Origin of the sequence: Streptococcus sp. 9.1, assembly GCF_016648815.1 — a bacterium.
Taxonomy (GTDB): Bacteria; Bacillota; Bacilli; order Lactobacillales; family Streptococcaceae; genus Streptococcus; species Streptococcus salivarius_E.
This window is the reverse complement of sequence record NZ_JACLQS010000002.1, coordinates 118703-135489: the sequence shown is the minus strand read 5'-3', so window position 1 is coordinate 135489 and position 16787 is coordinate 118703. Positions and strand designations below refer to the sequence as shown.

The window sequence follows — 16787 nt, the reverse complement described above, 5'->3', positions numbered from 1 at the left end:
TATACTATATTAATAAGATAGGTGCAAGATGTGAAAATTTAGACTTCTTAAGTTATCTACATACATAATAGGAAGATTATTTTAAATAAACTGGAATGGATTGAAATTAGCACTGTCTGACTCAATCTGGCCACTCACCATGGTCACTACACGACTGACATGTTGACGTACACTATTGCGGTGAGCAATAAAAATCATTGTTCGTTTAATCTTAGCAAGATTAGCCATGACCCTGCTTTCAGTATCACTATCGAGACCACTGGTAGCTTCGTCAAAAATCAAGATAGGTTGTTTGGACAATAGAGCCCTTGCTATAGCTAATCTTTGTTTTTGACCGCCAGACAAACCACCGTCTTCAGATACTTGGGTCTGAAAGCCTAGTGGCATTCTTTGAATATCCTCTAAGATATCAGCTTGTTGGCAAACTTTAATAAGCTTTTTCTCGTCAACTTCTCCTTCAAATCCTAATAGAAGATTCTCTAAAATCGTCCCCGTAAACACATAGGTCTGCTGGGGAACGTAAGTCACCATTTGACGCAACTCCGCATGGCTAATGGTATCTTTATCTAGGGTTACATGACCACTAGATTTCGTATAATAACCTGACAACATTTTAGCTAAGGTCGTTTTTCCAGAACCACTCTGACCCATGAGGGCGATTTTCTCACCCTTATGAATCGTTAAATCAATCTTACTAAGAGTCTCTTGCTGATAACTAAAACGGTGACTAACTCCTTTAAAAGCAAGTTGTTTAAAAGATAACTCTTTAAGTTTTCCTTTTTCTTCCTTGTCCACAACATATACTTCTTGAAGACGATTATTGGCGACTTTGGCTTGCTGAATTTTAGATTGGAGATTGATGATATTAATTAAAGGAGTTGTAAAATAATTCAACAACATATTATAGGTAATCAACTGACCTGCAGATAGTTGCCTTTCCATAACCAATTGTGCCCCATACCAGAGGATAAAGACATTAGAAACTAACTGAACCCCTGTCTTTAACCCATCCTGCGTTAATTGCCACTTGGCCTTAGACAAGGACTTCTTCAAATAGTCATGGAATTTCACCTCAATTTCCCGATAACGTCTATCCTCAACTCTCAAGGATTTTAAGGTTTCAATACCTCGCAAATCATCAATAACAGCGGTATTGACCTGACTATTTGCCTCCATCAATTGATAATTTTCCTTTTCAAAAAGCTTATAGAATACCACAATGATTAAAACATAAAGAGGAACTACCGTGAGAGTCATCACAAAAAGTGACTGATTTTGTACAATAAGAGCCACAGCTAGAGTCATCACAATGGTCACATCTAGGAAAATCGATAAAATCGTTGAAGCTAGAGCATCGATAATAGTGTTAGCATCTCCAAAACGTGACGTGATTTCACCAGTACGACGTGAACTAAAGAAACTAATAGGCAAGGAAAGGACATGCTTGATATAAGGAAGAATGACAGCAATGGACAGGTAATTACCCAATCGATGTAGAAGATAATCTTTGAAAAAAGTAAAAACTTGTTGAGCAAGATAAGAGATGCATAAGCCTAGCGAAATCATGGTCAGAAGATTATAGGCCCCCTGAGGAATCAAACGGTCGATAATAGCTTGCAAATAATAAGAACCAATAATATTAACAAGGGTCACTAGAAAACTTAATAAGACAATAACTGCAATCAAACCCTTACGACGAAACAAAATTGGTAAAAATGAAAGAAGTCCAGGTACATCTTCTTTGTATTTAGTGTAGGTTTCTCCTGGAACAAAAAAGAGAGTAACTCCCGTCCACTCTTTGGCAAATTCCTCTAAGGGCATTTTAATGACCTTCTTGCTAGGATCTGGATCACCAATAACAAGCTGCCCCTTGATTTGACCAAACACCGTATAATAATGTTGCAGCCCACCTTCTTTAACCACATGTACAATAAAAGGATAAGATAGGTTTTCTTGTTTAAACAAGTCTAAATCCGCACGAATAGCCTGAGTTTCAAGACCCAACTGCTTGGCCGCTTCCACCAAACCAAGCGCAGAAGTACCTTCACGAGAAGTCTGAGCCAACTCTCGCAAATAAGCTAAACTATAAGATGAACCATAGTGTTTAAGAATCATAGCCAAGGCAGCGACACCACAATCACGCTGATCAACCTGTGAAATATATGGATATTTTGACATGGTGACTCCTTATTAAAGACAACCTGCAAAATAAGGCAAGATAGTAATAAGTAGTGAGAATAGTGTAAATAATTTTAGTTTTTTCAAAATAAAACTCCTTTTAACTGTTATTTATGTTTCTATAGTAAACATTTAACCATTAAAAAAGTAGTGACATTTATGTCACCACCATTTCTATAAACCATCTGCCGCTTTACCTGCCTTTATACTTTCTTCTAGCACCGAGTCTTCTAAAACGGAAGCAAACATTATGGCCTTATCGTAATTTTCTGCAGCCTCTTTCTTGTTTCCTTTATGCAGAAGTTCATATTTGGCTTTGAGAACAAAAACATTAGGTTTATAGCTATAGAATTGTGATTTTTCTATAACAGCTAAGGCTTTATCCACAACTGTTAAGAAGTCTGAGAAGGAATTGTGAAAAATCTTCAAAGCAGCGATAGCCATCAAATCGTTAAATAAAACAATATTATAGACATCATCTGTCCAAATTTCCTGATTTAATACTCTCTTTACGATTCTTTCAAAAAGTTTTTTATCATACTGCTTTCTTCCATAAAGATGGAAGAAATAATAGTCAATAACTAATAAATCGTTAGTTGAGAATTTCTTCTTCCTTTTGACTTGTTCAAACAAGTCTTCATATATTTCCTCAACTTTAGGACTCTCTTCCCAACTAGTAAAACTCAAAATATTTTCCAAAATATCTAGAGTTAACAATTCTTCTTCTGGGAGAAGTTCAAAGAATTTCTCATAGACCTCCTCAATTAAGGCAAGTTTAGCCTTTATTCTTTCTGGATTTCTATACGTTGGAAACTTAATCAGACGATTCTTCATCTCGTAGTATTCGTCAGGGATAGTAATATTATCATGATCCAATAAATCGGTCATATTTTTTCCTAGACGTTTTGCAATATAAGATAATTTATCCAAAGACGGGAGCGACTCCCCTTTTTCAATGCGAATTAACTGACGAACAGTCAATTCCGCACCATCTAAACATAACACTTCACGTGACATCTGCTGGCGATCACGCTCAGTTTTGATTCTTAGTCCAATGCTGTCTTTTATGTTCAAGAGACACTCCTTTATTTCGAAATTTTAAAAACATTATATCATAATTATAATATAATTAATATACAGTTAATGCATTTTTAACAGAACAATAGTCAAAATAAGCTATTTTTATACATTTTATATAGGAAAGACCTTCCTTTGTATCAAAAAAACATGCAGTTTAAAACTACATGTTTTTTTATTTCTGTTTACTTTGGAATCGCCATTCAAAGCGAATGCGATCATAAGTTGGATAAATAGCATTAAGCAACCCAAAGGCTAAGGTAAAGCCAGCTAAAACATCTGTTGGATAATGAACACCTACATAAATACGCGAAAGTCCAACAAGGAAAATCAGAAGCCCAGTAATACCATAAACTGCTATTTTAGATTCTTTTTTCGCCAAACGCTGAGCAAGAACAATGGCAATTGCTCCAAGAATCATAAAAGTTCCCAAAGAGTGACCACTAGGGAAAGAATAACCACTAGCGTGCACTAAATGCGTAATTGATGGGCGTTGACGCTGGTAAATATACTTCAAACTTACAATCAAGATACTAGCGAGAAGCCCACTGGCACCTACAAAGATAGCTTCTGCTTTATACTGACGTAGATAAAGCCAGATTACTGCTACGATTGCAATAATAGCCTGTACGGGCGTATTCCCAAGTATGGTAATCGTTTTAAAAAAGCGTGTCAATCCTGCTGGTAAGTCTCCTCGAACCCAAGTTTGAATGTTGCTATCAAATCCTGTCAAGGCTTCAGGGTAGAACTTAACCATGTAACCGAGAGCAACAAATAACAATAAGGCAAAAGAAGCATAAATATAATGTGTGTGTTTGTGTTTCATATTTATAATTTTACTAGAATAGACTTAAGTGGAGCATAAATCAGAGCAAAGGCTACTGCAAAAATTAATCCTTCAAGTAAATTGAAAGGTACTACCATAGCGAAAAGGTATTTATAGAGACCTATAAATTGCGCAATATCAAAGTTGGCAAATTTGGCATAGAGTGGTACTGCATAAATATAGTTAAGTGCTACCATAGCAACTGTAAGCAAGACAGTACCCAAAACAGATCCAAGAATATAATTCTTACTCGTTTGATTCTTTTTCCAAAAATAGCTTAGGCCCCAAACAAAGACTCCTAGAGCAACGAAATTCATAGGAAGTCCAATCATTGATCCTGGACCACCATTGTTTAGCAAGAGCTTCAACAATGAACGAAGTAAGAGAACGCCAATAGCACTCTTAAAATCAAAGATAACCAAGGCGATAAGAACTGGAAGGATTGAAAAATCAACCTTCAAAAAATCTGCTGCTGGAATCAATGGAAATGAAAAATAAAGCAATAAGAATGAAACTGCGGATAAAATGGCAATATAAGCCAATTTACGTGTGTTTGTCATAAAAAAATTCCTCCAAATTTTAACAATTTGAAAGAAGTTCCCAATGTATTTGCCTATGTCAAAAAAGACTACGCAAAAAGACTGGTCTTCTTCCATCCAGACTGTACTGTCGGTTGAGGAATCGCACCTCATCAGCTTGCGCTCGCGGACTTATCCATAGAATCACCGCCGGTCGGGAATTTCACCCTGCCCTGAAGACCCTTTAAGATTAACACAAAAAAGCCTTGATGACAAGGCTTTCGATTTATAGATTTCTAATCAAATGATAGTCAACGACTATTAATAGTCTCTATTTTAATTTATCATTCTGGTAACGATGGCTCAACTCTAACCCCGCAAACTGTTGCTGACGAAGTGCTTCATAAACAATCATACAAACAGTATTGGACACATTTAGACTACGCACATGTTCATCATTCATCGGAATACGAATAGCTTTTTCAGGATGCTCACGCATAAAATCTTCAGGCAGACCCGTATCTTCACGACCAAACATAAAATAGTGGTCTCCGCCATCAGCATAATTCTCGTCTGAATAAGTCTTATCTGCAAACTTCGTGACTAAATGCAAACGGCCATCTTGATTTTTAGACATAAAATCAGCCAAATTGTCATAGTAGGTGATGTCAAGTTTATCCCAGTAGTCAAGGCCTGCACGCTTCATCTTCTTGTCATCAATTGGAAATCCCATAGGACGAATGATATGAAGAGGGCTGTTAGTCGCTGCACAGGTACGAGCGATATTCCCAGTATTTTGCGGAATGCGAGGTTCAAACAAGACAATATGATTACGTGACATCTCAATTCTCCTAGACATAAAAAATACCATGTCGCCCGGAGTCAAGCTCAGCAGACGACATGGTTGTGGACGTTCATTAGCTTAAATCATGACAGGTTAGATTTAAAATAACGAATCTTTGAATATATTTTAGCACTTCTAGTGTAAAAGTCAACACTATTTTAAGAAAAAAAAGTAACTTTTATAACTTCATTATTCACTTTAAATAAGAACAGTTGATAAAGCTAGCCGAAAAGGGTGATTTTTCAGCTAAAATAGAGTATCATAGTAATGATTATTTGGAGGTAACTCATGCGTATTATTGTCGTAGGTGCCGGTAAAGTCGGTACCGCACTCTGTCGCTCTCTTGTTGAAGAGAAGCACGATGTTATTTTAATTGAAGAAAAAGAAGAGGTCCTCAAACGACTCAGCAAACGTTACGATGTGATGGGCTTTGCTGGTAATGGGGCTAATTTCAAAATCTTGGAACAAGCCGAGGTTAACAACTGCGATGTTTTTATCGCTATGACTGATAAAGATGAAGTAAACATGATTTCAGCCGTTCTGGCTAAACAAATGGGTGCCAAAGAAACCATTGTTCGTGTGCGTAACCCAGAATACTCAAATGCTTATTTCAAAGACAAGAACTTTCTTGGATTCTCATTAGTAGTTAATCCTGAACTTTTAACAGCTCGCTATATTGCCAATACAGTTGAATTTCCAAATGCTCTATCAGTAGAAACCTTTGCTAACGGACGTGTTATCCTGATGGCATTTAAAGTCACTGAAAATAGCCAATTGTCTGGTATGACAATGGAACAATTCCGTAAGAAATTCGGCAATATTCTAGTTTGTACGATTGACCGTCAAGGTGAACTCATCATTCCAGATGGGAATGCTACCATGCAAATTGGGGATAAGATTTATGTCACTGGTAAACGTGTTGATATGGCGCTTTTCCACAGTTACATCAAGCCAAAAAGCATCAAAAAACTTTTGTTGATTGGTGCTGGACGTATCTCCTACTACTTGCTCAATATCTTGAAAAACAATCGTATTAAGGTCAAATTGATTGAGCAAAAAATGGACCGTGCACAAACCTTTAGTCAGGTCTTCCCTGAAGTTTCTGTTATCTTAGGTGACGGTACTGCTAAAGACCTTCTTCTCGAGGAAAGTGCATCCAGTTATGATGCCGTAGCTACCCTAACTGGAGTAGATGAAGAAAATATCATCACCTCTATGTTCCTCGAAAGCCTTGGTATTCACAAGAATATTACTAAAGTCAACCGTACCAGTCTTTTAGAGATTATCGATACACGTGAGACAACAACAATTGTCACACCTAAGAGTATTGCCGTTGACACTGTAATGCACTTTGTCCGTGGGCGTTATAATGCTAAAGATTCTAGCCTCGATGCCCTTCACCATGTGGCTAATGGTCGTATCGAAACCTTGCAATTCCAAATTAAGGAAAACAACAAAATCGCTGGGAAGAAACTTTCTGAGCTTGAATTTGCTAATGGTGTCCTTATCGCTGCTATTATTCGCAATGGAAAATCTATTTTCCCAACGGGAGAAGACAGACTCGCTATTGGGGATAAAATCGTGATCGTTACACTCTTACAAAATGTAACTCATATTTACGACTTGTTGAAGAGGTAAGCTGCCATGAATCGATCTATTGTCCGTTTTCTTATTGCCAAGCTTCTGCTTATTGAGGCTGCTCTCTTGGTTGTACCACTTATCGTTGCCCTCATTTATCAAGAAGATGCCAAAGTATTTGCCAGCATCTTGGGTACGATGGGGATTCTCCTCTTTCTCGGAGTACTTGGTACTCTCTTTAAACCGAAGAACTACCATATTTACACCAAAGAAGGGATGCTTATTGTAGCCCTCTGTTGGGTGCTCTGGTCCTTCTTTGGAGGATTGCCCTTCGTCTTTGCTGGTCAGATTCCAAGTGTCATTGATGCCTTCTTCGAGATGAGCTCTGGTTTCACAACCACGGGGGCTACTATTCTCACAGATACTGGAGTACTTACCCACTCCCTCCTCTTCTGGCGAAGTTTCGCCCACTTGATTGGAGGGATGGGGGTATTGGTCTTTGCCCTAGCCATCATGAACAACAGTAAAAATGGTCACCATGAGGTTATGCGTGCAGAGGTGCCTGGTCCAGTTTTTGGTAAGGTCGTGGCCAAGCTCAAAAATACAGCTCAAATTCTTTACATCATCTATTTAACCATGTTCGTTATTTTTGCTGTTATTCTCTGGCTTTGCGGTATGCCAATCTTTGATAGTATCATCACTGCTATGGGGGGCGCAGGTACTGGGGGATTTGCTGTCTATAATGACTCTATCGCCCACTACCACAGCGATCTGATTACCTATGTGGTTACTGTTGGTACCCTACTCTTTGGGGTTAACTTCAACCTTTATTTCTATATCCTCCTTCGCAAAATCAAGTTTTTCTTCCAAGATGAAGAACTACGTACCTACTTTGCGATTGTGGCTATTTCAACTGGTTTAATTATCCTCAATATTTTTGGAATCTACCACAATTTGGCTGACTCTTTCAAATACTCATTTTTCGAAGTGTCAACTATCATCACAACAACCGGTTTTGGTCTGACAGATATTACCAAATGGCCACTCTTTTCTCAGTATATCCTACTCCTCCTGATGTTTATCGGAGGGTCAGCAGGTTCTACAGCTGGTGGTTTCAAGGTTATCCGTGCTATGATTATTGCTAAGATTGCACGAAATCAGACCCTGGCTAGCCTCTATCCTAATCGTATCCTGTCACTTCATATTAATGGAAGTGTTCTCGATAAAGAAACGCAGCACAGTGTTCTCAAATACCTAGCTGTATATGTACTCATTATACTAAGTTTAGTCACTGTTTTGTCACTGGATAATCAAGACCTCTTGATTGTGACAAGTGCTGCTGCTTCAACCTTTAACAACATTGGACCTTTACTTGGAACGAGTGATAGCTTTGCTATTTTCAGTCCTTTATCTAAGCTTATCATGGGATTTGCTATGATTGCAGGACGTTTGGAAATCTATCCTTTATTACTCCTCTTCCTACCAAAAACTTGGTCAAAAACTTAAGCATAGAAAAACTCCTTTGGATTCATTTATCCAAAGGAGTTTTATTACGTTTTAGACTAAAATAATCTGGCACCGGATCATCTCCAGTCTCTGATAAAGGGTGACATCTTAAGATACGGGCAATTCCCATAAGAACTCCCTTTAAGCCATGCTTTTCTATTGCTTGGATCATATAAACCGAACAAGTTGGACGAAAACGACAAGACGGTGGAAATAGGGGAGAAATCCATCTCTGATAAGCCCTGACCAAGGCAATCAGAAATCTTTTCATTATTTGACCTTATTGACAGCAGCGTTATGAAGCTGGCTGATTTCTTTCTTATTTAGACGGCGTGATTCACCTGGACGAAGCCCTGTCAAATCAAGGGTTCCAAAACGGGTACGAGACAACTTATCAACGAGCAAGCCCACTGATTCAAACATTTTCTTAACCTGGTGGTTACGCCCTTCATGAATTGTCAATTCGACAACTGAACGATTCTTTTCATGGTCAACTTTGATAATATTGTAACGTGCTGGCTTGGTTTTCTTGCCATCAATGACCACACCACGAGTTAATGGACGGAGGTTCTCCTTGGTCGCAATACCTTTGACACGCGCCAAATAAACCTTGTCAATCTCATTACGTGGGTGAATCATCTTATCGGTAAAGTCACCATCATTAGTCAAAATAAGAAGCCCCGTCGTATCCCAGTCAAGACGACCAACAGGATAGATACGTTCCTTAACGTGGGGCATGAGGTCAATCACCGTCTTACGATTTTTCTCATCAGATACCGAAGAAATAACCCCCCGTGGCTTATTAAGAAGATAATAGACCTTCTCTTCATTATAAATTGGGCTACCATTTACCTCTACAATATCACCATTTTTGACAATTGTTGCCAATTCCGTAACGGTCTTACCATTTAGGGTCACACGACCCTCTTTAATCAGTTCCTCAGCCTTACGACGGCTGGCCACACCAGCGTGGGCAATATATTTATTAATTCGCATTCTTTTTCTACAGCTTAAGCTGTATCCTTTCTACCTAGCATCTCTGCTATGTTTCTTTATTTTTAATGATTAGTTTCAACAAGGTTTACTCTTAATTGTCCAAGTCCTCAAGCTCCTCTGAAGCATCTTCCCTAAAGAGACTCGTTTCCTGCTCTTCAAGTTCTAGTTGATCAATCGCCACAAGCTCGTCTAAACTGTTAATGCCCATATAGTCTAGGAAATAATCAGTAGTCGCATATAGGTTAGGACGACCGACAGCATCCTTTTTACCAGCCTCTTGAATAAGATCGAAGGCCTGAAGTTTAGCAATAGCACCACTAGAATTAACACCTCTAATGTCATCGACTTCAGCACGAGTAATGGGCTGTTTATACGCAACTATAGAGAGGACCTCAAGACTCGCTCGTGATAAACTCTGGTTAATAGGCGTTTTAGAATAGTCACGAAGGAGACTTGCAAAATCTGGTTTAGTCACTAACTTATAGGTATTTGATGATTCCAATAAACACAGAGCTGAATCCTCATCTGCCTCGTACTTAGCTTGCAATTTCTCCAAAGACTGAGTCAGACCCGTCACTGGCATTTCCAAAAGCTGTGCTATAGTACGTAGACTAAGACCATCTTCACCAGCCACAAAAAGTAAAGCTTCTAATCGTGCTAAGTGACTACTCATTCGTCCATTCCTTTCTTAGTGTGATTGTGCCAAAAATTGTTTCCTGTTGTACTGATATGCGATGGACTTTAATCAATTCAAGAGTTGCCAAAAAGAGGGTGATTACTTGATTCATATCTTTAGCATCTGTGAAAAGTTCATCCAGATATAGCTCATTTTTTGAGTCAAATGCTTCCTCAATAATCAGCATCATGTCTTCAATTTTATAATCGTCACGCGCAATAGTCGTGTGGTTTCGGCGAATTTCTTCTTGCTTTTCAGTCATGATTTTTGAAAAAGCCAAGAAAATGTCTTGAATGGTCTTATCCTGATTCAGCGTCACATCTTCATAAACTAATTCAACTTTTGGTTTTGAAAAATACTGAGCTCGCACTTCATGCTGCTTAGCCAACTCTTGACTAATTGCTTTGAAGCGTGCATATTCTTCCAACTGACTCAAGAGCTCTAGTTCTGGATCATCTGCTTCTGGCTCAGCTTCCACCACTGTCGGCAGAAGCTTACGACTCTTAATCAGCATGAGCTGACTAGCCATAAGCATATATTCCCCAGCAACTTCAAGCTTCATGGCTTGCAAGGTTGCCAAATAAGCCAAGTATTGCTCAATAACCTCAACAATGGGGACATCGTAAATATCTACCTCATACTTAGAAACCAGATGGAGCAACAAATCCAGTGGCCCCTCAAAATCTTTTAACTTAATATCCATTAGATTTTATAGTATTTCTCCAAGGTCACTGGACTTTTTAGTCCCAGTAAACGAGCAAGTTCAAAGGCGCCCGTTCCCTTTTCAATTTGTCTAAGAATAAATTGCTGACGCAAGACTTGAGCAGTCACATTCGATAAGCCACAGTCACTAACATAAGTCTGGATTTGCTTATACAGCCATTGTCGAGTATAGACCTTACCCAAAAGCAATCCCTGACTGTTCACATCTTTAATAGCCAACAAATACTGTTTCAAATCTGCTTCAAGTCTAAGAACACGCTTAGTCGTTCCCTTGGCCACAGTTACAACACCAAAATCCAAGTCGATATCGGACCAGTCCAACTCCAAAATCTCTGAAGGCAAGAGCCCCAACTCTAGAATCAGCAGACAGGCCAGTTTCCCAGCCCCTTCACGTCCCTCATAAAGCGACGAAAGATCCAGTATCTGCATCTTATCCTCCTGAGAAGGTGGCGTTACCATCTCTGATAGTTTGAAAAAATTCGCTAATTCACCCTTTTGATAGAGATATAGTAAAAATTGATTGACCGCAGAGCGCTTACGTTTTTGTACGGATGGCTTCCATTCCTTGAGTTGGTTTTCATAGAGCTTTAAAGTGGTTTGATCAATTTGTCCTGAAATCAAAGTTGTAAACTGCTTAAGATCATAAGCATAAGCTTGCTTTGAGCTCTCTGAAATGACCTTAGTAGCCAGAAAATCAGTGATCTGAGTTGTCAGTTGTTTTTGGAATGATGATATAGTCATGTGTAAAGTCATGTAAGAGGCTATTAACCGCCTTTAGAATCGATTTTCGTGTGATAATTCCTTTGAAAATACCTTGGCTGTCAACCACAGGAAGGAAAGGATTATTAACTAGCTTATGCATTACCTCATTTAGATTGGCATTATCTTCCACTGTTTCCACAACATCTGATGTCATCGGCCCGATATCACGGTTAACCATCTCCCACTCTTGCAAGTTATGTTCATCTTGATAACGCTTAATATCCGTTAAAGATATGGTCCCAAGATAGTGCTTATCCTTAGTCAAAACGGGAACGCGCGAATAACCATTGCTTGTCAAAAGCAAGACCACATGATCAGCGTTGTGACTATCAATAAAAATAGCAACCTGATCTGATGGAATTAAATAATTATCTAAATGAGCCAACAAAAAATCTTCAAATTCTTTAGCAATCATCGTTCAAATTCCTGTGTAAGTTCTGAATAAAGTTCATGGTCACGTGTGTAATATTCCACACGAATTTTTGCACTGTTTATAATCACCTTAGCATAAAGTTTCTCATGGATAGGCCCACGTGGCTGCGAAACAGAACCTGGGTTGATAAACACTGTCTTACCATTTCGCCAAGCTGCTGCCGCATGCAAGTGTCCATAGAGACAAATATCTGCATCCTCTTGTTGCGCCCAAAGATCTAACTTGTCCCAGGTAAAATTAATGCCATAAAGATGACCATGTGTTTGTGCAATAATCACATCACCAAGTTTAACGACCAAACGTTCTGGATAACCTGAATCATAATCACAGTTACCACGAACCACATGGATACCGTCCCAGACAGGATCACTTGATTCTAACTCAGAATCTCCGTTGTGGAAAATAGCATCTACCTTCCCCTGATAACGATTTTTTATATCTACTACAATGTCACGTTCTCCGTGGGAGTCGCTCATTACGATTATTGTTTGTTCTGCCATGCTGGGAAGACCTCCATAAGTTTCTTAACAGCTTGTCCACGGTGAGATTGTTCATTTTTCTCTTCTGCAGAAAGCTCTGCTGCCGTTTTACCTGTATTACCAACTAAAAAGAGTGGATCATAACCAAAACCATTGTCACCTTTCGGTTCTCGGCCAATATAACCCTTCCAGTCGGCATCAACAACCAAACTATCACGTCCAGGGGCCGCAACAACTAGGGTTGTATGGAAGTTCGCAGTACGTTTGCTATCATCAAGCACCATAGCTAGCTCGTGCAATAATTTAGCATTATTTTCAGCATCCGTAGCATCAGGACCTGCAAAGCGTGCAGACCAAACTCCTGGTAAACCTCCAAGAACATCTACCTGCAAACCAGAGTCATCTGAGAGGACCATTTTACCAGTTAATTCAGAAATGGTCTCCGCCTTCAAGCGTGCATTTTCTTCAAAGGTCATACCCGTTTCAGCAACTTCAGGAAGGTCTGGATAATCATTAAGATTCTCTACCTTAATGCCTAGTTTTCCAAATAGTTTACGAAATTCCTTGGTTTTTCCCTCATTGCGTGTCGCAATCAATAGGACATCACCAAAGTCTGATTTGTTATCAGAACCAAAGAAATCACTCAAGGCGACACCCTCTCTAGGCACATGCACATAGACAAGCTTATCTCCTTCACTAACTACCAAAGCCCCTTGATGTTGCGTAACAGCTAAGTCACGACCAGTTTCCTCTTTCAAGCAATCCAAAATAAAGGATACTAAGCGAAGGTCTGAAGAATGTTTAGCAATATGTAACTGAAGGCCACTAACAGCCAAAACGTTAGTCAAGGCTTGGAAAAAGTCAACAAATTGTTCATAGGCCTCATCACCACCAAAACAAGTCAAGTGATTGTAGCTTCCAAAACTAGCCAAATACCAGTCTTGTTCGTCTTTATATTCAAAAATTGATTTAGTCATTTTCTAACTCCTTGTCCAAATCGACATGTTGGACAGCAACTTCTTCACCTAGCCATTGTTCTGCGATTTCTTTAAAACCAAGCACACTAGCCGTGGTGTAATATTCTTCCGTCTTGTCTTCGACTTCACGGCTGCGATTAATCTCAAAATAATTGAGCAAAACAGAAACATCACGAACTGTTTCAGCTCCGCTATCAATTAGCTTGACACTTGGCCCCATAACATTTTGGATGATGGGACGTAAAAGTGGGTAATGGGTGCAACCCAAAACCAAGGTATCTACCTTACCGACTAAAGGTGCCATGCTTTCATAAACAATTTTTTTAGCCACACTTGAGTTAATTTCATTGGATTCAACAATAGGGGCAAAGCGAGGACAAGATAAACTCAAGACATTCATTTGTGGTGCCAAATGCTTAATTTTTTGTTCATAGATGTTAGAGGCAATCGTCATTGGAGTCCCAATGACACCAATATGACCCGATTGGCTAGACTTAATAGCCGCACTAGAACCAGGCAAAACTACACCTAGCACTGGGATATCCAGGGCTCCTTTGATTTCCTCCCAAACTACTGCTGTTGCCGTATTACAGGCAATAACAATCATCTTTACATCTTTGGTCAGAAGGAATTTAACCAACTGCCAGGTATACTGTCTAATTTGTTCTGCCGGTCTAGGACCATACGGTGCCCTAGCAGAGTCACCAATATAAACAATAGACTCGTGAGGCAACTGACGTTTAAGTTCACGTACCACCGTCAGTCCTCCGACACCAGAATCTAAAAATCCTATAGGTCGATTATCCATCTTGCCTCCTTATCCCCTAGGTTACATGTAAAAAGCTGAGATTCACGTCCCAGCTCCCCACCATTATTTTTTCTTTTTCTTGCTATCTGCAAGTGCTTGTTTCTGTTGTTTGATAATTTGGTTATATGTTTGACGCACTTTTGCTTCATTTGGTTTTTGACCCGCAGCTGACATCATGGTACGAACAGCGTCCACATTCAAACGAGGATTTTCAGCCAATTCTTTCTCCATTTGTTTGCGGGCAAAGTAAGCGCCTCCATAAAAACCACCCAAAAGGGCTACAAAAACAAGAATAATCCAAAGGACGGTGTTCATAAATTCATTTCTCCTATAACGTTGATTTACCTTATATTATAGCAAAAATGGCCCCTACTGACAAATAAGACGTTGATTCTTAAAAACGTATAGAAAAATAGTTTTTTCGTTTAAAATACCGATAAAATGAGACTTTCAGTATTTTTCACTTACAACTGTAAAGGACTTGTAAGATTTCTAGAACAAAAATAGGTTATTATATAGGTTGTGGAATTATTATTATGTTTATATAAAGGGGTTTATTTATGCTCAAGGAAGCAACTATTTCCGAACGAAAAATTGTCAACGCATTTATTGAACTCTTAGAGGAGAGTTCACTCGAACAAATCAGCATCACAGATATCATCAAGAAGGCAAATCTCAGCAGACCGACCTTCTACTACTACTATTCAAATAAGGAAGATTTGGTTGAAACAACCTTCTCAAAGATTTTAGATAAAATCTCAAGTATTCTTCAGGAAGACATGACCTACCAAGAGGGTGTTGTCACTGAAATGCTACGATATCTTAAGGAAAATCAAAAACTCTGTCTCACCTTGATGACACACATTCCAAACATCAATGAGATGATTCGTGAATTCATTATCGAGACTATCCTTAACTCTGATATTGAAAATGTTACAGAGCTCATGGAACAAAGCTATCATATCCCTGCCAAATATTCATTGGAAGTTTATGTTAGCACCATTGTTACCATTTTAACACTATGGCTCAAAGAAGGCTGTATCGAATCCCCTGAGGAGTTAGCCGATATCATTCTTGAAGCTGTCATCATTAAAGTAAAATAAGCTAGGGCCTTTAAGGCCTAGCTTATTTTTTTTGTTAAATATCAAAATCAAAACCATCAAGAGTGGCAAAATAATCATTCATCGTCTCTGCACGACGAATCATACGAGCTGTGCCATCTTCTTGGTAGAGAATTTCTGCAGAACGAAGACGTCCGTTATAGTTGTAACCCATTGAGAAACCATGAGCACCTGTATCGTGGATAACCAAGGTATCTCCAATACGAGCTTCTGGCAATTCACGGTTCTTAGCAAACTTATCATTATTTTCACAAAGCGAGCCTGTCACATCAACTACTTGAATGTCACCATCTGGATTAGTCATATTCGTGATGTGATGGTAAGCATCGTACATAGCTGGACGGAGCAAGTTAACCGCAGAAGCATCTACACCAACATAACGGCGATAAGTGTCCTTAATATGAAGAACCTTAGTAACGACAAGGCCATGAGGTGCTGTCATGAAACGTCCAAGCTCAGTGTAAATACTGATATGTCCAAGACCATTCGGAACAAGGATTTCATCAAATTTAGCATGAACGCCTTCACCGATAACGGCAATATCATTTTGTTTATTGGCCGGTGTGTAGTCTACTCCGACACCACCTGATAAGTTGATAAAGTCAAGACTAACACCAAGTTCATTCTTAATTTCTACCGCCAATTCAAACAGTTGAGCAGCCAAGGTTGGGTAATACTCATTCGTTACTGTATTTGATGCTAAGAAAGCATGCAAGCCGAATGATTTCACTCCTTTTTCTTTAAGGTAAGCATAGCCTTTGAAGAGCTGTTCCTTAGTCATCCCAAATTTTGATTCTTCAGGATGATCCATGATATCAGTACCGAGAGAGAAGACGCCCCCTGGGTTAAAGCGCAAAGAAAGGGTTTCAGGAAGTCCTGCAGCCTCTTCCAAGAAAAAGATATCTTCGTAAGCATCAAGGTTAATTGTCGCATTAATATCACGAGCGTAAACAAACTCTTCTGCACGTGTATCATTAGACGTAAAGCTAATGGCGCTACTATCGAAACCAATTTTCTTACTCATGACAAGCTCTGTATCGGTCGCACAATCGACACCACACCCTTCTTCCTTCAAGATTTTGAGGATTGCTGGATTAGGTGTAGCTTTTACAGCAAAGAATTCTTTAAAACCTGGATTCCACGAAAAGGCTGCATTAACTGCACGCGCTGTTTCACGAATACCTTTTTCATCGTAAAGATGGAAAGGTGTTGGAAATTCTGCAGTGATTTGTTCAAGTTTATCAGCCGTAATAAAAGGTGTTTTTGTCATTTGATTCTCCATTTT

At 39.0% G+C, this 16787-nt stretch carries 19 protein-coding genes and 1 riboswitch; of the genes, 3 read left to right on the top strand and 16 right to left on the bottom strand.

Annotation, left to right across the window (positions count from 1 at the left end; all coding sequences use genetic code 11):
* Positions 1 to 81: 81 nt before the first annotated feature.
* The 5 genes from H7T93_RS02835 to H7T93_RS02815 form a co-directional block, all read right to left on the bottom strand.
* Complete coding sequence (locus tag H7T93_RS02835) at positions 82 to 2178, bottom strand: peptide cleavage/export ABC transporter (RefSeq protein ID WP_175057392.1); 2097 nt, start codon at positions 2176 to 2178, stop codon at positions 82 to 84.
* Between the two features lie 174 nt (positions 2179 to 2352).
* Positions 2353 to 3252: a helix-turn-helix transcriptional regulator gene (locus H7T93_RS02830; protein ID WP_073685698.1), complete on the bottom strand. Its 900-nt coding sequence runs from the start codon at positions 3250 to 3252 to the stop codon at positions 2353 to 2355.
* Between the two features lie 178 nt (positions 3253 to 3430).
* Positions 3431 to 4081, bottom strand: coding sequence for a phosphatase PAP2 family protein (locus H7T93_RS02825; RefSeq protein ID WP_022496033.1), 651 nt, complete (start codon positions 4079 to 4081; stop codon positions 3431 to 3433).
* 2 nt (positions 4082 to 4083) lie between these two features.
* The gene (locus H7T93_RS02820; RefSeq protein WP_022496034.1) at positions 4084 to 4641 is read right to left on the bottom strand and encodes an ECF transporter S component; all 558 of its coding nucleotides are present in this window, start codon (positions 4639 to 4641) and stop codon (positions 4084 to 4086) included.
* A gap of 80 nt (positions 4642 to 4721) precedes the next feature.
* A riboswitch (FMN riboswitch) is annotated at positions 4722 to 4844 on the bottom strand.
* 86 nt (positions 4845 to 4930) lie between these two features.
* Positions 4931 to 5440: a tRNA (cytidine(34)-2'-O)-methyltransferase gene (locus tag H7T93_RS02815; protein ID WP_002883735.1), complete on the bottom strand. Its 510-nt coding sequence runs from the start codon at positions 5438 to 5440 to the stop codon at positions 4931 to 4933.
* Between the two features lie 291 nt (positions 5441 to 5731).
* Here H7T93_RS02815 and trkA point away from each other — a divergent pair, with 291 nt between their 5' ends.
* Positions 5732 to 7081 (top strand): Trk system potassium transporter TrkA, encoded by a 1350-nt coding sequence (trkA, locus tag H7T93_RS02810; protein WP_022496357.1) that lies wholly within the window; start codon positions 5732 to 5734, stop codon positions 7079 to 7081.
* A gap of 6 nt (positions 7082 to 7087) precedes the next feature.
* Positions 7088 to 8527 (top strand): TrkH family potassium uptake protein, encoded by a 1440-nt coding sequence (locus H7T93_RS02805; protein WP_022496358.1) that lies wholly within the window; start codon positions 7088 to 7090, stop codon positions 8525 to 8527.
* 22 nt (positions 8528 to 8549) lie between these two features.
* Here H7T93_RS02805 and yidD read toward each other — a convergent pair whose 3' ends face one another.
* From yidD to H7T93_RS02755, 10 genes are all read right to left on the bottom strand, one after another.
* The gene (gene yidD, locus H7T93_RS02800; RefSeq protein WP_013990033.1) at positions 8550 to 8798 is read right to left on the bottom strand and encodes a membrane protein insertion efficiency factor YidD; all 249 of its coding nucleotides are present in this window, start codon (positions 8796 to 8798) and stop codon (positions 8550 to 8552) included.
* On the bottom strand, positions 8798 to 9523 hold the full coding sequence (locus H7T93_RS02795; RefSeq protein WP_002883686.1) for a pseudouridine synthase: 726 nt from the start codon (positions 9521 to 9523) through the stop codon (positions 8798 to 8800). Before H7T93_RS02795 ends, yidD begins: the two co-directional genes overlap by 1 nt.
* A 91-nt stretch (positions 9524 to 9614) precedes the next feature.
* Positions 9615 to 10196: an SMC-Scp complex subunit ScpB gene (scpB, locus tag H7T93_RS02790; protein WP_022496360.1), complete on the bottom strand. Its 582-nt coding sequence runs from the start codon at positions 10194 to 10196 to the stop codon at positions 9615 to 9617.
* On the bottom strand, positions 10189 to 10902 hold the full coding sequence (locus tag H7T93_RS02785) for a segregation/condensation protein A (protein WP_022496361.1): 714 nt from the start codon (positions 10900 to 10902) through the stop codon (positions 10189 to 10191). Before H7T93_RS02785 ends, scpB begins: the two co-directional genes overlap by 8 nt.
* Positions 10902 to 11663: a site-specific tyrosine recombinase XerD gene (xerD, locus tag H7T93_RS02780; RefSeq protein ID WP_073685702.1), complete on the bottom strand. Its 762-nt coding sequence runs from the start codon at positions 11661 to 11663 to the stop codon at positions 10902 to 10904. Before xerD ends, H7T93_RS02785 begins: the two co-directional genes overlap by 1 nt.
* Positions 11617 to 12099 (bottom strand): cyclic-di-AMP-binding protein CbpB, encoded by a 483-nt coding sequence (cbpB, locus tag H7T93_RS02775; protein ID WP_002883680.1) that lies wholly within the window; start codon positions 12097 to 12099, stop codon positions 11617 to 11619. The genes xerD and cbpB overlap by 47 nt, the downstream gene beginning before the upstream one ends.
* Entirely contained in the window at positions 12096 to 12617 is a 522-nt protein-coding gene (locus tag H7T93_RS02770; RefSeq protein ID WP_014633871.1) for a metallophosphoesterase, read from the bottom strand. Before H7T93_RS02770 ends, cbpB begins: the two co-directional genes overlap by 4 nt.
* Complete coding sequence (locus tag H7T93_RS02765) at positions 12599 to 13573, bottom strand: nucleoside-triphosphate diphosphatase (RefSeq protein WP_014633870.1); 975 nt, start codon at positions 13571 to 13573, stop codon at positions 12599 to 12601. Before H7T93_RS02765 ends, H7T93_RS02770 begins: the two co-directional genes overlap by 19 nt.
* Positions 13566 to 14381, bottom strand: coding sequence for a glutamate racemase (gene racE, locus H7T93_RS02760; protein WP_002883619.1), 816 nt, complete (start codon positions 14379 to 14381; stop codon positions 13566 to 13568). Before racE ends, H7T93_RS02765 begins: the two co-directional genes overlap by 8 nt.
* A 63-nt stretch (positions 14382 to 14444) precedes the next feature.
* On the bottom strand, positions 14445 to 14696 hold the full coding sequence (locus tag H7T93_RS02755; protein WP_002883695.1) for a YneF family protein: 252 nt from the start codon (positions 14694 to 14696) through the stop codon (positions 14445 to 14447).
* Positions 14697 to 14941: 245 nt separating this feature from the next.
* On the opposite strand from H7T93_RS02755, the gene H7T93_RS02750 reads away from it, so the two are divergent.
* The gene (locus H7T93_RS02750; protein WP_002883702.1) at positions 14942 to 15484 is read left to right on the top strand and encodes a TetR/AcrR family transcriptional regulator; all 543 of its coding nucleotides are present in this window, start codon (positions 14942 to 14944) and stop codon (positions 15482 to 15484) included.
* 34 nt (positions 15485 to 15518) lie between these two features.
* Here H7T93_RS02750 and H7T93_RS02745 read toward each other — a convergent pair whose 3' ends face one another.
* Positions 15519 to 16772: a diaminopimelate decarboxylase gene (locus H7T93_RS02745; protein ID WP_002886527.1), complete on the bottom strand. Its 1254-nt coding sequence runs from the start codon at positions 16770 to 16772 to the stop codon at positions 15519 to 15521.
* Positions 16773 to 16787: the final 15 nt, after the last annotated feature.

Bases quoted from the DNA above. Each gene is read 5' to 3' on its own strand.
- racE (WP_002883619.1), bottom strand. From the start codon at position 14,381: ATGGATAATCGACCTATAGGATTTTTAGATTCTGGTGTCGGAGGACTG.
- scpB (WP_022496360.1), bottom strand. From the start codon at position 10,196: ATGAGTAGTCACTTAGCACGATTAGAAGCTTTACTTTTTGTGGCTGGT.
- H7T93_RS02820 (WP_022496034.1), bottom strand. From the start codon at position 4,641: ATGACAAACACACGTAAATTGGCTTATATTGCCATTTTATCCGCAGTT.
- H7T93_RS02765 (WP_014633870.1), bottom strand. From the start codon at position 13,573: ATGACTAAATCAATTTTTGAATATAAAGACGAACAAGACTGGTATTTG.
- H7T93_RS02745 (WP_002886527.1), bottom strand. From the start codon at position 16,772: ATGACAAAAACACCTTTTATTACGGCTGATAAACTTGAACAAATCACT.
- cbpB (WP_002883680.1), bottom strand. From the start codon at position 12,099: ATGATTGCTAAAGAATTTGAAGATTTTTTGTTGGCTCATTTAGATAAT.
- H7T93_RS02805 (WP_022496358.1), top strand. From the start codon at position 7,088: ATGAATCGATCTATTGTCCGTTTTCTTATTGCCAAGCTTCTGCTTATT.
- H7T93_RS02785 (WP_022496361.1), bottom strand. From the start codon at position 10,902: ATGGATATTAAGTTAAAAGATTTTGAGGGGCCACTGGATTTGTTGCTC.
- yidD (WP_013990033.1), bottom strand. From the start codon at position 8,798: ATGAAAAGATTTCTGATTGCCTTGGTCAGGGCTTATCAGAGATGGATT.
- H7T93_RS02795 (WP_002883686.1), bottom strand. From the start codon at position 9,523: ATGCGAATTAATAAATATATTGCCCACGCTGGTGTGGCCAGCCGTCGT.
- H7T93_RS02815 (WP_002883735.1), bottom strand. From the start codon at position 5,440: ATGTCACGTAATCATATTGTCTTGTTTGAACCTCGCATTCCGCAAAAT.
- H7T93_RS02825 (WP_022496033.1), bottom strand. From the start codon at position 4,081: ATGAAACACAAACACACACATTATATTTATGCTTCTTTTGCCTTATTG.
- H7T93_RS02770 (WP_014633871.1), bottom strand. From the start codon at position 12,617: ATGGCAGAACAAACAATAATCGTAATGAGCGACTCCCACGGAGAACGT.
- H7T93_RS02755 (WP_002883695.1), bottom strand. From the start codon at position 14,696: ATGAACACCGTCCTTTGGATTATTCTTGTTTTTGTAGCCCTTTTGGGT.
- xerD (WP_073685702.1), bottom strand. From the start codon at position 11,663: ATGACTATATCATCATTCCAAAAACAACTGACAACTCAGATCACTGAT.
- H7T93_RS02835 (WP_175057392.1), bottom strand. From the start codon at position 2,178: ATGTCAAAATATCCATATATTTCACAGGTTGATCAGCGTGATTGTGGT.
- H7T93_RS02750 (WP_002883702.1), top strand. From the start codon at position 14,942: ATGCTCAAGGAAGCAACTATTTCCGAACGAAAAATTGTCAACGCATTT.
- trkA (WP_022496357.1), top strand. From the start codon at position 5,732: ATGCGTATTATTGTCGTAGGTGCCGGTAAAGTCGGTACCGCACTCTGT.